Below are 13,798 nucleotides of genomic sequence, written 5' to 3' on the forward strand. Positions count from 1 at the left end.
ACAGGAACACGACCTCCATAAGAAGCCTACCGCTCCGGAGGGGAAGGCACGGGGGACCAACGGGACGAACCCCCCCCGGATCCTCTCTTTGGGTCTTTTTCTCGTGGCTCCCGGCAGAGGCCCCGCCAGCGTGCTCCCCGGCGCAGCCTCGCCCTATCACCGACGCCCCTATAACGCGGGGGCGCGGGAAACCGGTCTGACCAGGTTAAAGACCTCACGGGCTGCATATCGTTTGAGGCATCGGATGATCTCGCGTCGGGTCTTGCCTTCCTGAGTGCGGCGTTCGTAGTACGCCTGGGTGCGCGGGTCGTGGCGCAGGCGGGTGAAGACGATGCGGTGCAGGGCCGCATTCGCCTGGCGGTCGCCGCCGTAGTTGAGCCGGCGCGTGCTCCGACGGCCCGAGGAGTACTCGATGGGGCTGACTCCGCAAAGGGCAGCAAAGGACGCCTCGGTGTTCAGTCGCTCGGGGTTGTCTCCCATGGTGATCAGGAGCGTGACGGCGCTGTCCGGACCGATGCCCACCGGTTCGAGCAGCTGTGGGGCTTGGCGTTCAACGAGCCGGGTCAGGCGTTGTTTCAGCTCGTCAATCTGAGCGGTGAGCTGCTGGATGCGCTCGGCGAGCATGCGCAACGTCAGGTGGGTGGCCTGGGCCACCGCGTCCTCGTCTCCCCCACCGTCGGGCGGGGCGAGGCGCGCGCAGGTACGGAACAGCTCGGCATTGCCCAAGCTGGACAGCGGCTCCCGCAGGACGGGGTCGGCGATGACCAGGACGGCCTTGAGCTGGTTGATCGCCTGGGTACGGGCCTTGACCGCGGAGTCCTTGGCGAGTTTGTAGATCCGGGCGCTGTGCACGGGACCGTCGCCGGACTTGGCCCGGGCCCGGGCGCGACCGCTGAGCACAGCTCGAGCGGCGGCCTGCGCGTCGAGCGGGTCCGACTTCCCGAGCAGCCAGCGGGCCGAGCGGTCCGGCCGGTTCACTTCAAAGACCTGCACCTGCTGCGCAAGCAGGTAGCGGGACAGGCCCGCGCCGAAGGTGCCGGTGCCCTCCACACCGGCCCGGCGTACCGTCCCCCGCTTACGGGCCCACACGAGCAACTGCCGGTAGCCGGCCGCCGTTGCTGGAAAGGACTCGGTCGCCAAGATCTTCCCGAGCGGGGAGATCACGGCGGCGACATGCACCTCTCCGTGCGTGTCCACGCCCAGGACGACCTCGCGCCGAACCGGAGGATCCGTGCTCGAGGAGGTGTTGCGCTGTCGGCTCGGCATAATAATTCGCCTCCCACGTGGTGACGTACTGCTGGATGGATGGCACCGGCCTGCTCGGGCGGTCTGAACCGTGATGGCGCCTGAAGTCGGCAAGGCCCCTATAGGGACACGCCCTGTGGCTCGGCGGCAGGCAGCATCCCGCAACGGCAGTCGACAAGCCTGTGACTGGACACGTCGGTCATAAATCTCATGAGTCAGACCCCCCGTCTCGGGACGGCTCGCGCAACCGTCCCATCGACCCCGGCGCCTCGGCCCCTCCCGACCACAGTCGGATGGCTTCGCCCGAACCCGTGCCCAACGCGGCCGGAGCAGGCTGAGAACGAGTTGACTCCCAGCCCACTCGTGACCGGCAATGACGGACCGCCCGGTCCTTGCCGGATCCTTCATGGTCAGTGACTGCCTTGTGATGGAAGGCCGAGCCAGGGACCAGACAACTTGGCGCGCATGTCTCAACCGGATAGCCATGTCCGCCAGAGAAGGGCGACAAATCCGTCGACGGTGAGTTCCGGGTCCATGCCGTTGGTATAGCCGCTGGTTCCGAGATGGGTCTGCATGGTGGCGTGGGTGTCGCGCAGCCACGTGAGTCTGCGGTCGACGGGGGTGGGGTCCGTGAACTGGTGCCTCTAGGTTTGGTACTGCACGACGCCGGCGGCAGCCCGGTGGAAGAAGGTGGTCACGCCTGGGGCCGGTCGTTGGCAGCGCCACCGAGGACGTCGATGAGCAGTCCGCTGGCCCCGCTCGGAAGCCCCCGCCGCAGGACAGCACCTGCCTACTATTCTCCGTCTTACCGGCTCACGCCCCGTCAGCCCGCTCGTTCGAGCGAATCGACTCGAAGCGCCCGTCGCCGACGAACAGACCTGGCACCATGCCGCCGTCGTACGTCACTTCGAGTCGAAGGCGGACCATTGGAACGGCGGGTCAATGAGCGGCAGCTCTCGGTGTTGCAGTGGGTGGAAGCCGGGTGCCCTGCCGGCGTATGGGAGGCCAACTCCTACAAGACCACCTGTCAGGCACTGCACAACCGTGGCCTGGTGACGGTCTCCCGGAAGAGCGGGCAGTGGAGCGTCGCCCTGACTAGCGCCGGCCGGCACTACCTGGCGCACGGCACGTACCCTCCCCACAATTCACGCCCGCGGAAAACTCAGGCCGCCACTCCACGCCCCCGGTCCCCCCGAGGGCAGGCAACTCAGGCCGCCGTGCGGAAGCCAAGCCCTCCCTCACAGCCTCGTGTGACGCTCACGGAGCAGCTGTTACAGGAGCTCGCGGAGGCAGGCGGCAGGATCGTCAAGGACGGCAGCGGTCCCGACTTGGAGAAGTGGCCGTCCCGCGTCGCCGCCGCACGCAGATCCGGAAGGATTCCAGAGACGAAGGAGCTTTACGGAAGCTGGGCCCGTGACGGGTACGAGATCAAGCTCGTCGACATCCCCGCCTGGCGCCTTGCCGTCCTCGAACCCGTCCCCGTGCCCGCCCGACTCACTCGGCCGCACGCCGTGGTCCGGGCCATGCAGAACGAACGCCAGCCGCTCGGCCTGACCAGGCCCGTCCAAGGACGCGCTCTCCGGCTCATCCAGGCACTGATCACCGCCGCCGAGGCCGAAGGACACACCTGCTCGGCCGGGCAGACCGGCTACGCACCACCGTCTCATCGCCGCCGCAGGGCGCATCCTCACTTCACCATCACCGCACAGGGCCAGCCCGTGGGGTTTCTCGTCCTCCAGGAACAGGACCGGACCGAGCACGTCGCCACCGAGAAGGAACTCGCCGACGCCAAGAAGCACTCCTGGGTCAGAATCCCCCGCTTCGACTACACCCCGTCCGAACGCCTCCGCTTCATCCTCAGCGGCGGCCAGCCACACCGGGCGAGCGAATGGGCCGACGCCCCCGGCCGCACCCTCGAAGAGCAGCTCGCCGAGATCGCACAGGAGGTAACGCTTCGCGGCCAAGCCGCCGAACGCAGACGCCAGGACGAGGCCGAAGCGGCACGCCAGAAACGCATCCGCTGGGAAGCCGCCATGGAACAGGCCCGCATCCGGTACGCCGAGGCGTACCGCGTCAAGCACCTTGAGACCCAGGAAGCAGCATGGCGTCATGCCACTCGACTGACCGAGTACGTGAGCGCGGTACGCACACGCGTCGAGGCCATGCCACCGGGGCAGACCAGAACCGAAGCCGAAGCATGGATCAGCTGGGCAGCAGCCACCGTGAAGCGCCTCGATCCACTGAACACACCCCCCCGGCTGCCCGACATCCCCAACCCACGGGCCGACGACCTGAAACCCTTCCTCGGGCACTGGAGCCCCTACGGCCCCACCTACTGAACGCCCGCCCCACAAAAGCATCCGGCCCGCCGAAGTACGGGGACATCGCGACAGGCGCCGCCATCAGCGGCGCCGGAACTCTGCTGCTTTTCCTGCAGCTCCCGCAAGGACAGCCTGCGGGGTGCGCCTAGTCTTGCCACCTGCCCGTCACGGGCCGCCATCTTCTGATGCGCCTCGCCGTTGCGTGGGTCGGGCTGGGAGGGGCGGGTGGGCAGAGAGGTCATCCGGGGCGGTCCTCACGCGATGGACAGAAGTTCCAGCGGCCACTTCTTGCCCGCCCCCAGTGAAGCTACGCATCCCAGCCGGGTACCGCACACGCCTTCGCGCGGGGCGACACCGGTTCCCATTCCGCCGCGCCGGACTGCGGGCGGCTGTGTCAGGCGATGGCCTCGCGGAGGCAGGGGTAGCAGGGAATGACAGCGTCGACGCCGACGATCTGCAGGGTGCGCAGCACGGAGTCCGGGATGCCGGCGAGGCGCAGCCAGCCTTCTACCTGGGTGAGGTGGCGGCGGGCAGCCAACAGGATGTTGATGTCGCTGGAGTCGATGAAGGTCACGTGCCGCAGGTCGACGACGACGCGGGGCCAGTCGCCGAGACCGCCAAGGCCCAACGCCTGGATGAGGGGGTCGGCGCTGGTGTGGTCGATCTCGCCGATCGCGGTCACCACCCTGATTCCGTCGGTGGCAGTGGAAACGACCTTCAGCAGTTCGGGTCCGTGCGCGTTCTCCATTTCCACCACGGCTTCCGCAGCATTCTCGATGGTGGGTACCACCTGGCATTTTGCCCGCAACAATGCCCGGCATCGTGCAACGCGACGCCTATGTGTGGCAAAGCGAACAGACCCCGCCCGCCCATGGTGGGATGCTCGGGCTGATCACGGGTACCCGCGCCTGGAGATTCGGCTGCGCGACGTGATCCATCTCCCCCCTGACCTGGGCCACCAGGCAGTGGCCCGACCGCGTGGTCTCGACCGAGGAGACACCATCCACAACGCTTCCCAACCGTCGCGCCGAGGCCGTCGCTGCATGACGACACGGCCCGTCCGCGCCTACGGCCAGGTCGCCAGATACCGGGCTGGCACGCTCGCGCACCAGGAACGCTTCCCCGCTCACAACGAATAACCCAGAGTTCAGTCGAACCTACGCCTGTATGAGGCAGGAAAAGGGATGACACAACGTGGTGGAGCCGGTCGCCCGGCGGAGTTTCTCACCAACCAGCTCGCGGGCGTGTCACATCGGCCGCTACGGACGACGGGGGCATTTGCATCAAATCTACGATCTTTTCGGCATGCCGCGGGCCGAGCTTGATGAACTGGCTGTTGATCATGAAGTCACAGCTCCCATGCACCCTGCGCTGGGCCCCTGCGCAGGCGGCGACCCCTGGGCCACGATCAGGCCGCCCGCTGTGGCGATGGGCGTCACACGCCGTTCCGCGTCGGGCGGATGAGCATGAGGGCGATGTCGTCATGGCGGGCGACGCCCCGTTTGGCGTGGTGGATGAGGGTGTCGGCGAGGTCGTCCAGGTCCCGGCCCGGGGCCTGGGCGAGGTGCTGGGCCAGCTCGTGGGTGGTGTGGTCGATGTCGGTTCCGGGAGTTTCCACAAGTCCGTCGGTGTACAGGGCGAGGACGCAGCCCGGCTCCAGCGGGATTTCGGTGGTGCTGTAGTCGGTGGCAGGGTCGATGCCGAGCAGCAGGCCGGGCGGCAGGCGGAGGACTTCGGTGCGACCGTCGGGATGGCACAGCAGCGGCGGGGGATGTCCGGCGTTGGCCAGCCGAACGCGGTGGCGAACGACATCGAGGTGGGCGATCAGGCAGCTGGTGAACAGCCCCGGGTCGAGGTCGGTCAGTAGGCGGTTGGTGCGGGCGAGGACGTCGCCGGGGGGCGTTCCGTCACTGGCGTGGGCGTGGACTGCGGTGCGGACCTGTCCCATGAGGGCGGCGGCGGTGGTGTCGTGGCCCTGGACGTCGCCGATCGCCGCGGTCGCGGTGGTGTCGTCACAGCGGATGAGGTCGTAGAAGTCGCCGCCGACGTCCACGCCGTGCCCGGCAGGGAGGTAGCGGGCGGCGACCTCCAGTCCTCCGATCGTGGGCAGGGCCTGAGGCAGAAGGCCACGCTGCAGGCTGCGGGCCAGGGCGTGTTTGGCGTCGTAGAGGCGGGCGCGGTCCAGGGCCTGCGCGATCAGTCCGGCAAGTGAGGTGAGGATGGCGCGTTCTGCCGGGGGGAAGGGGCGGGGCTGGTCGTAGGTGAGGACGAGAGAGCCGATGGGGCGCCCGGAGACGGTCAGAGGCAGGAAGGCCCAGGCGTTGGTCTTCTCGTAGCGGGGGGCGTCGGGATAGGCACGCCGGAAGTCGGCGAAGGCAGGGAAGAAGGCAGCGTCGCCACTGGTCAGGACATGCGCGACGGGGGTTGCGGAGGTCAAGGAGGTGCCGTCGAAGGGGTGGACGAAATCGGGGCGGTAGCCACGGTGGCCGACGATGTGCAGTCGGCCTTCCTCCTGGGTCATCAGGATCAGGCGCTGGGGGCCGAAGGCGGGCACGATCTGGTCGGCGAGTCGTTCGGCCACGTCGCGTACGCCCGTGGCTTCGGTGAGAGCGGCCGCGAGGTGCGTCAGGAGGTACAGGGCCGTCGCGCTCACCGGTTCGCTCGGAGCCCGGATTTCTTTTCCCGGGCCGGTGGTGGCCGGCTGTCTGGCGGGGGCGATTTGGATACTGATGCCGCTGTCGCCAGGGTACAGACGGAACAGCAGCGGTGTGCTCGGGGGGCGCACAGCGGTGAAGGAGGTGCTCTGGCGGCTGATCAGCGCCGCCCGGTAGCGATCTTCGAAGAGGGGCCTATTCAGCCACAGCAGCACTTCCCACGGCCGCTTGCCCACCAGGGACGCGGCGCCGGCGTCCACGAGGTCGGCAGCGGCGGGGTTGATGAAGGTGAGACGGCCCTCGATGTCGAGGGCGCAGCAGCCCACGGGAAGGCGTTCGGCGAAGCCGAGCGCAGCCATGGCCTGAGCGGGGTCGGACTCTCTGAGTTGCGCGGCGAGGAGCCGAGGCTCCTCGGGGGCTCGCAGCGGACGGCCGTGCTGGGCGGCTTGCTCAAGAAGGCCCGCCGCGTGTCGGCAGCAGACGGTGACGGCCTGGCGTTCCTCCCCGGTGAGCTGCGGCGGGTGCCAGATGGGCCACAGCAGCACGATACCGCCCCACACCGAGGCGCCGCTGGTGAAAGGGGCCGCCGCGAGCATGAAGTCGTACGGCAGCACGATCCCGAGGCGGGGGTAGCGGCGGGCCATCTCTTCCTGGCCGCCCAGCCACACCAGACGCCGCTGCCGCATCGCATCCGCGATGGGGATCGGAGCATCCAGGGGAATGCGGGTCCACGGGGCGGCGATCTGCCGGGAGACGCCGGACAGTAGTGCCAACCGCAGCACCTGCTCTCCGGGCTGCAGCAGGTACAGCATGGCAATCGACGCGCCGGTTTGCCGCACCACATCGGCCAGGACCGAATCCAGCCGCTCCTCAGAATCGGGCCTGTGGCCAGCGGACTGCCGCATGGCGTTCATCCAGTCCCGGCGACGGATGCATGGGCGCCACGACTGCGGCCGAAGCGGCTGCCGGCGGCCTCAGCACTGATGCCCAGACCCGCGCCGATCCGGGCCCGGCTGGCCCCTGCCTGCCGGTCCGCCCCTACCGCCTCCCGGACCAGTTCCCCAGCCAGACCCTGCATACGCGCCACCGTGGCAGAGTGCCACCCCGCGCGCGTGCCCGGCCACGGCAGTTCGTGAACCTGAAGGGTGACGGCCTGCGCCTGAAAGACCAGGTCCTCCCCGGCCTCGGCCGGCCTCTCCCACGCTAGGGCCGCCTCACTCCAGCAGCGGCCCGCACGCGAGGCCGCCTGCCGGTGCGCCGCCCGGCAGTACCGGCGACCACACGCCACCGGCCGTGGGAGCGGGGCCCTACACCAGCCAGATCGCATGTCACCCATATACGGACAATACGCCCGCGCTGCTGTGACGATCTCCTTGGTCCGGTCTCTATCTCTGACCCACGCCGCAAAGTAACCGCTACCGCTCGAGCGCCGACTGCGGGAGGGATGGGCTGACGTCGTTGGCTCGCCAGGGGCCCGGACCGAGGTGCCTGGTCACTTCCAGTGCCGTGCGGAGTTCGAGTTCGTCGGTGCCCGTGGTCCGGCCGAGTCTGGCCTCGGCGCTCTTGACGCGGTAGGCGACGGTGTTGCGGGCGATGTGGAGGCGTTCGGCGGTGGTGAGCAGGCTGCGGCCGTTGGCCAGGTAGCACTGGAGGGTCTCGCGGAGTTCGGCGGTGCGCGGGTCGTCGGCGGCAAGGGGACCGAGGGTGCTTTCGACGAGCCAGCGGGCCTTCTCCTGGTCGGCGGTGATCAGGGCTGCCATGCGTACGGTGCGGTAGTCGCAGATGGTGCTGCCGGTGAGAAGGGCGAGGCGTCCTGCTTCGCGGGCGCACAGGTGGCTTTGGCGCATGCCGGTGAGGCCGTAGGCCGGCATGCCGATGGCGGCACGGACGTCGGGATGCGAGGTCAGCGTCGCCTTGATCTTGTCGATGAGTGCGCTGGTGGGTGTGCTGGGCAGGCCGATCCACAGCCAGGTGATCTCGGCTTCGGCGGGAACGGTCAGGGTGGTGGCGTCTGCGATGGTGTGGGCGATGTCGGCGACTGCCGCGCGTAGTGCGGCCTCGGATGTGTCGGGCGGATTGCCCGTTGCGGGCCACAGGATGCAGGCGAGGTGGTGGCGGTGGATCGGGTAGCCGAGCAGGGTCTCCGCTTCTTCCAGCTCGCCTGCGGGTGCGTCGGCCAGGATGCGGTCCAGGAGCGCGCGGCGGGCTGCGGCTTTGGTCTGGCTCCAGCGGTCCCGTTCGGAGATGTACTCCTCGGCCATGACGGAGGCGTGGAAGTCGACGTACTCGAACAGTCGTTCGTTGACGCGTTGTGTCTCGGCGAGCTGGTCGCCGGGCGGCGCTTCGCGTTCGATGGCGGCGGCCAGTTCGCGGGCGAGCTGGGCGTGTCCGACTCTGATGCCGCGCAGGACCCGGTCGAGCGGGATGCTGCGTCGGGCGAACTCGCGGTCTGTCCAGGGTCTCTGGTGGGACGTCGGCCCTGGTCGGAACGCGGTCGTGATGCAGAGCGGTGACGGTGGCGAGGACGGAGGCTTCGATGGCCCGGCGCAGGCTGACGTAGGGGCCTGGTCCGCCGCCGTGCTCGGGGACACGCTCGATGACCTGCTGAGTCATGGCAGCGGCCGTGTCCACAGCCCATTGAACGGGGCCGGGCCCCAGGTCGGCTGCTGCGGCGGCCAGTGTCTGCGGTGAGCAGGCCGGCGGACTCTGCTGCTCGTGGGGGGCGAGGGTGCGCAGCCGCAGCACCCAGTCGTCGGCGGTCATCACTCCTCCTCGGAATGGGTGCCGCGGTGTGCCTGCCAAAGGGATCATGTCACCGCGGGGGTGAGGCGGCGGACAGGTAAGGCGCGCCCCGGCCGGCGGGGCCGGGGCGGGGTGTCCGCCGAGTCTCGGGACTGCGATCAGGCTGGCTGGCTAAGGAACGAGCGGAACACCTCGATCATCTCCTCGGGGGCCTCGAAGGGCCAGAAGCGCCCGGAGTCGAAGAGGTGCAGCCCGCTGCCGGCGGGCAGTTTCGCGAGGACCTCGGGGTCCTCGTAGAACTCGCGCGGCTGGAGCGGGTCGCCGCTGCCCTGTAGAAGCAGCACCGGGCAGGTCCAGGAGCTGATCAGACGGGTGCGGCGGTCGATCCACTCCTGGTCGAAGGAGGAGGAGTGGAAGTAGCGCGGCACGGCGGCCGCGATGCCGGGGTAGCTGAACTCCTGGATGGTGCGCACCAGGTCGCTCTGAGCGACGGGGCGCTCGGTGAGACCGGTGTAGGCGACGGTGACCAGGCGGCCGGCGTCGGTGAGGATGGTCCGGGCGTCGGGGCCGGTGAACATGGCCTCCTGGGGGTGGAGGTCGGGGTGGAGATGCCACAGGTGCTGCTGGCCACGGCCGTAGCGAATGACGCGCTCGCCCATCTGGGCCACCAGGTGGTCACCGACCGGGGTGCCGCGGTCGTGCGTGATCAGACTGAACCGGTCGACGCCGAGCACGTCGAGGAGGGCCTTGAGCTGGGTGGCGACTCCTTCCTGCCGGTAGTCGCCGGTGCGCTTGTCGGACTGGCCGTATCCCTTGAGGTCGATGGCGATGCATCGGTACGTGCTGCCCAGGGCCTCCAGGGCGTGGTGCCACTGCCACCATGAGTCGGGGACGCCATGCAGGAAGACCACGATCTCGCCGTCGGCGGGACCGCATTCGACCAGGTGCCAGCGCACTTGCCGGCTGTCGCCGGGGGCGTCGACGAAGCGGTGCACGACGCTGACCCCGTCCAGCTGCTCGATCTCACCGTCATGGTTGGCCCCGGCCGGCTCGATGTCAGGCAGGGCGGCCAAGACCTCCTCGGCCGCCGCCATCTTGGCAGCGCACGGTGGGCAGCATGTCCTCCTCGAGGGCCGCCGACAGCTCGTCGAGGGTCAGTTTGGTGCAGTGGGCGGGGCCCATCGGCTGCTGCGGACAACACGCCCGCATCGTAAGGGTCGAAGCCGGTTTCATCCACGAGACGCATGGCCACACGCCGTGCCTCATCCGAATCTGCGTCGACCGGAATGGCGATGCGGCCCGGGGTACCTGCCGGAACGCCCTTGGTCCGCTGGGTTTCGGCCAGGGGCCTTCCACGCCTTGACCACGGGCCGCCCCAGCTGCTCGGCAACCCACAGGCATTCCACCTGGCCCCTGTCCACCGCCTCGATGCGGCCGTTGAGGTGCGGGTAGTAATTGGAGGTGTCGATGACCACCGTCTCGGCGGGCACGGAGGCAAACAGGCCCGCCAGTTCCGGGAACCGTCACCATCACGCCCCGGCGCCGGGCGGACACGGCCTGTCTATGCAGCTTGGGTGAGTTCGGCGCGGCCGAACAACAGGGCGTAGCCGGAGGGCAGTTGATGCAGGATGCGGGTGAGGAGGTCGGGGCCGGCCAGGGCTGCGACGACGCAGAGGACGGATCCGGTGTCCCAGCGGGTGGTGCCCAGGGTGGCGCCGGTGCGGGCGGCGAGGCTTTTTACGAAGGCCCAGCCGGTCAGGGGCTGCGTGTCGGGGATCTGCGCGGTGAGGATCGTTGCGGCTTCGAAGGGGAGGCGGGCGGCGAGTTCGACGCGTTCGTCGCCCGTCAGCTGGCGTCCGAGTCCTTGGAGGACGAGACGGACGGCTTCCTCGGCTCTTTCCCGGGTGGGGTAGGCGCCTTCGTAGCGGACCTTCTCCAGCAGCTGCTCGTACGTCATCACGGGCGTGTGCTGGAGTGGTGCACGCCGGTCGGTCATCACTGTGGTCGTTGCCCTTTCTGTTGCCGAAGGTCGTGGTGCCTGTGCGGGGGCACCGAGGTGTGGGTGGTCAGGCGGGCTGGGGGTGGCCGAAGAGGAGGTCGTAGCCGGCGGGGAGCTGGAGCAGTATCTGGCCCAGCAGGTCGTCGCCGGCCGCGTCGGCGACCGTGCTGAGGACGGCGCTGACGTCCCAGGCGGCGGTCTGCTCGGTGGCCCCTTCGATCCAGGCGGCGGTCGCGCGCAGGAACCGCTCCGGTGGCAGGGGCTCTCTGCTCTGCAGCGGGTTGAGGAGGATCAGGGCGAAGTCTTCCGGCAGACGCGCGGCCAGCTCGGCGCGGACCTCGCCGACCAGGTGTGCGCCGAGCAGGGGGAGCACCACGCGGGCCGCGCGCTCGGCCTCCTGCAGGGTGCCGTACTCGCCGCGTTCCCTCACATGTTCCAGGAACGCTTCCCGTCGCAGGGTCACGTCCATCGCCGCCCTTCTTCGAGTCCGTCCCGTGGAGACGGAGGACGGGGTGAGGGGGAGATCAGGTGCCCGTCCTCCGCCGCCGTTCGGCCCGCGTCGTCCGGCTCAGCCGGAGATCTCCTTGCGGTCGGATCCGACGCCGATGGAGATCTTGCGGGGCTTGGCGCGCTCGGCGATCGGGATGCGCAGGGTGAGCACCCCGGCGTCGTAGTCGGCCTTGATCTGCTCGGTGTCCAGGGTGTCCGCGAGCACGATCTGGCGGGAGAAGACGCCCAGCGGCCGCTCGGAGAGTTCCATCTGCACGTCGTCGCCCTTGGCCACGGGCCGGCGTTCGGCCTTGACGGTCAGCATGTTGCGTTCGACGTCGATGTCGATCGCGTCCGCGCTGACACCGGGGAGGTCGAAGGCCACCACGTACTCGTGACCCTCGCGGTAGGCGTCCATCGCCATCGCGGACGGCCGTGACCAGGTGCCCGGGCCCATCAGCTGCTGGGCCAGCCGGTCGAGCTCACGGAAGGGGTCGGTGCGCATCAACATCGAAAACACCTCCAGAAGGTTCGGGCAGTTGCTGCCAATGCGCTTCGCTGAAACCGTTGTAACATGTCATCCAATGGATGACAAACAAGAGCGTCGTCGGAAAGATGACAGCCCGAGGGAGGTGCCCGTGACAGCAGCCGACCAGCCGGCCTCTTCCAGCGCCGGCGCGCAGAGCCCGGCATCATTTCTGGCCGCCGCGGCGGCCCTGCACGCCATAGACGACGCCCTGCGCACAGCCCGGCACGAGGCCCCCGGCCTCCCCGATGTCCCCGACGCCGGCCCTGAGCAGGCCCTGGCCTCCCTGCTACTGCTGCGACAGGTGCGCGAGCAACTCGCCGGATGGGAAACCGGCCTGATCGAGACCGCCCGCCACGCAGGCGCCAGCTGGGCCGACCTCGCGCACCCCCTCGGCGTCGCCAGCCGCCAGGCCGCCGAGCGCCGCTACCTGCGGGGCCGGCCCGGCCCCGCAGGCACCACCGGCGAACAACGCGTCCAGGCCACCCGCGAACACCGCGCCGCCGAACGCGGCGCCGCCACCTGGGCCCGCCGCAACGCCGCCGACCTGCGCCGCATCGCCGGCCAGATCACCGCCCTCACCGACCTTCCGGCCGCCGCGCGTTCCCCGCTCAGGCAGCTGAACGCGGCCCTCGCCGACGACGACCCCGCCGCCCTCATCCGCCCCCTGGGCGCTACCCGCCCCCACCTGGCCACCACCCACCCCGGCCTCGCCGCCCGGCTCGACGCCCTCACGGACTCCGCGAGAGCCACAGATGCCGCCCCCGACTGACATCCGATGTACAGCTCCATGTGCGACGTCGGAACACACGTGGCCGGCTCCTGCCGACTGGCCGTTGCCTGCCGTTCTTCAAGAGATCAACTTCAGTAAGCCACGGTTGCCCCTTGGCGGCGCTGTCACCGTGGCAGGCGGGCATGGATGGTTTTGCCTCGCCCGGGGCCAGGAGTCACCTCGCTGGTGAGGCGGCGGATCATGGGCCACCCGAACTCGCCGGCGCCACCGCCCAGGTCAGGGCGCGTTCCCGCAGGGGTGACGGGCTGAGGTCGGTGACGGCGACGTGCACCGCGCCGGCGGTGGCGCCGAGCGGAGGATATAGCGGCCGCCGCCGCGGCGCAGGGCGTTGGTGGCGAGTTCGGAGACCACGAGAACGAGGGTTTCCGCCGTCTCGGAGGCCGGAGGCGGATCCGGGCCTTCGACGCCCTGCGTGCGTGTCGTCTCCATGTCGGTCATGCGCTGTCACCCCGTCCTGGATCGGTTGTGCTTCTCGGCGTGTGCCCGCGCCGAGCCGGGAGGCAACCCCGGGACAGCACTCTTTCGGGTGTAAATGCGGCAGGAGTCCAATCGTCACTCCTGGAGAAAATCTGTCGCGGTCGCAGTAGACATTGGTTCGTCGCGGAGTTACCGTTGTGGCGTACCCAGGAAGTCCAAGAGGGCACGGCAGACACGAACTGCCTGCAAGCAGGACGCGGCCCGCAAAGGCCGCGAGCGGTACCCGCGGTATCCAGCAGTACGACCGAGTAACCGAAGGTAAAGGAGCGAGACGCCATCAGGATCGCCCGGGTGAGGAAGGAAGTTCGCCCGGGTATCGCAGGCCCCGGATTGGAAGGTGGTCCCCGGTCACGCATTCACGATCCCTGCAGCCCCGCCCTCCCAGGCGGAACCTGCGGACACAAAAACCCGGCACAGTCAGCCGGTAGATGGTGTTGAAAGCTCGGGGCCCGGGTGCCCGCACGGCACCCACGCCCCCCTACACGCCCTCCGGAAAACCAGGTTTGTTCCCCCTTCCCCCCCCCCTTCCGTCCACAACCGCGCCCGCGACAA

11 protein-coding genes are annotated in these 13,798 nt (G+C 69.2%); 2 read left to right on the forward strand and 9 right to left on the reverse strand.

Translation table 11 applies throughout. The annotated features are described in order from the left end of the window. Positions 1 to 168: 168 nt before the first annotated feature. Positions 169 to 1,266 carry an IS110 family RNA-guided transposase gene (locus tag AC07CM_RS01455; RefSeq protein WP_478874258.1) on the reverse strand — a complete coding sequence of 366 codons (1,098 nt, stop codon included), beginning with the start codon at positions 1,264 to 1,266 and terminating at the stop codon, positions 169 to 171. 1,229 nt (positions 1,267 to 2,495) lie between these two features. On the opposite strand from AC07CM_RS01455, the gene AC07CM_RS01460 reads away from it, so the two are divergent. Beyond that, complete coding sequence (locus AC07CM_RS01460) at positions 2,496 to 3,584, forward strand: hypothetical protein (protein WP_478874259.1); 1,089 nt, start codon at positions 2,496 to 2,498, stop codon at positions 3,582 to 3,584. Between the two features lie 376 nt (positions 3,585 to 3,960). Here the strand turns inward: AC07CM_RS01460 and AC07CM_RS01465 are convergent, their stop codons facing one another. The 7 genes from AC07CM_RS01465 to AC07CM_RS01495 all read right to left on the reverse strand — a co-directional run bounded on the left by AC07CM_RS01465 (position 3,961) and on the right by AC07CM_RS01495 (position 11,961). Then, on the reverse strand, positions 3,961 to 4,314 hold the full coding sequence (locus AC07CM_RS01465) for an STAS domain-containing protein (protein ID WP_478874451.1): 354 nt from the start codon (positions 4,312 to 4,314) through the stop codon (positions 3,961 to 3,963). A gap of 687 nt (positions 4,315 to 5,001) precedes the next feature. Beyond that, positions 5,002 to 7,125: a SpoIIE family protein phosphatase gene (locus AC07CM_RS01470; RefSeq protein WP_478874260.1), complete on the reverse strand. Its 2,124-nt coding sequence runs from the start codon at positions 7,123 to 7,125 to the stop codon at positions 5,002 to 5,004. A 510-nt stretch (positions 7,126 to 7,635) separates the two neighbouring features. Then, positions 7,636 to 8,811 (reverse strand): PucR family transcriptional regulator, encoded by a 1,176-nt coding sequence (locus tag AC07CM_RS01475; RefSeq protein ID WP_478874261.1) that lies wholly within the window; start codon positions 8,809 to 8,811, stop codon positions 7,636 to 7,638. Positions 8,812 to 9,120: 309 nt separating this feature from the next. Beyond that, complete coding sequence (locus AC07CM_RS01480) at positions 9,121 to 10,056, reverse strand: alpha/beta fold hydrolase (RefSeq protein WP_478874262.1); 936 nt, start codon at positions 10,054 to 10,056, stop codon at positions 9,121 to 9,123. 467 nt (positions 10,057 to 10,523) lie between these two features. Further along, complete coding sequence (locus tag AC07CM_RS01485) at positions 10,524 to 10,961, reverse strand: DUF2267 domain-containing protein (RefSeq protein ID WP_478874263.1); 438 nt, start codon at positions 10,959 to 10,961, stop codon at positions 10,524 to 10,526. A 67-nt stretch (positions 10,962 to 11,028) separates the two neighbouring features. Next, entirely contained in the window at positions 11,029 to 11,424 is a 396-nt protein-coding gene (locus AC07CM_RS01490; RefSeq protein ID WP_478874452.1) for a DUF2267 domain-containing protein, read from the reverse strand. A 105-nt stretch (positions 11,425 to 11,529) separates the two neighbouring features. Further along, positions 11,530 to 11,961: an Hsp20/alpha crystallin family protein gene (locus AC07CM_RS01495; RefSeq protein ID WP_478874264.1), complete on the reverse strand. Its 432-nt coding sequence runs from the start codon at positions 11,959 to 11,961 to the stop codon at positions 11,530 to 11,532. 127 nt (positions 11,962 to 12,088) lie between these two features. Here AC07CM_RS01495 and AC07CM_RS01500 point away from each other — a divergent pair, with 127 nt between their 5' ends. Then, positions 12,089 to 12,748 (forward strand): type III effector protein, encoded by a 660-nt coding sequence (locus AC07CM_RS01500; RefSeq protein WP_478874265.1) that lies wholly within the window; start codon positions 12,089 to 12,091, stop codon positions 12,746 to 12,748. A 237-nt stretch (positions 12,749 to 12,985) separates the two neighbouring features. On the opposite strand, the gene AC07CM_RS01505 is transcribed toward AC07CM_RS01500, so the two are convergent. Next, positions 12,986 to 13,207, reverse strand: a complete 222-nt coding sequence (locus AC07CM_RS01505; RefSeq protein ID WP_478874266.1) for a hypothetical protein — start codon at positions 13,205 to 13,207, stop codon at positions 12,986 to 12,988. Between the last annotated feature and the right edge of the window lie 591 nt (positions 13,208 to 13,798).

Source organism: Streptomyces sp. NPDC044061, from assembly GCF_056434305.1.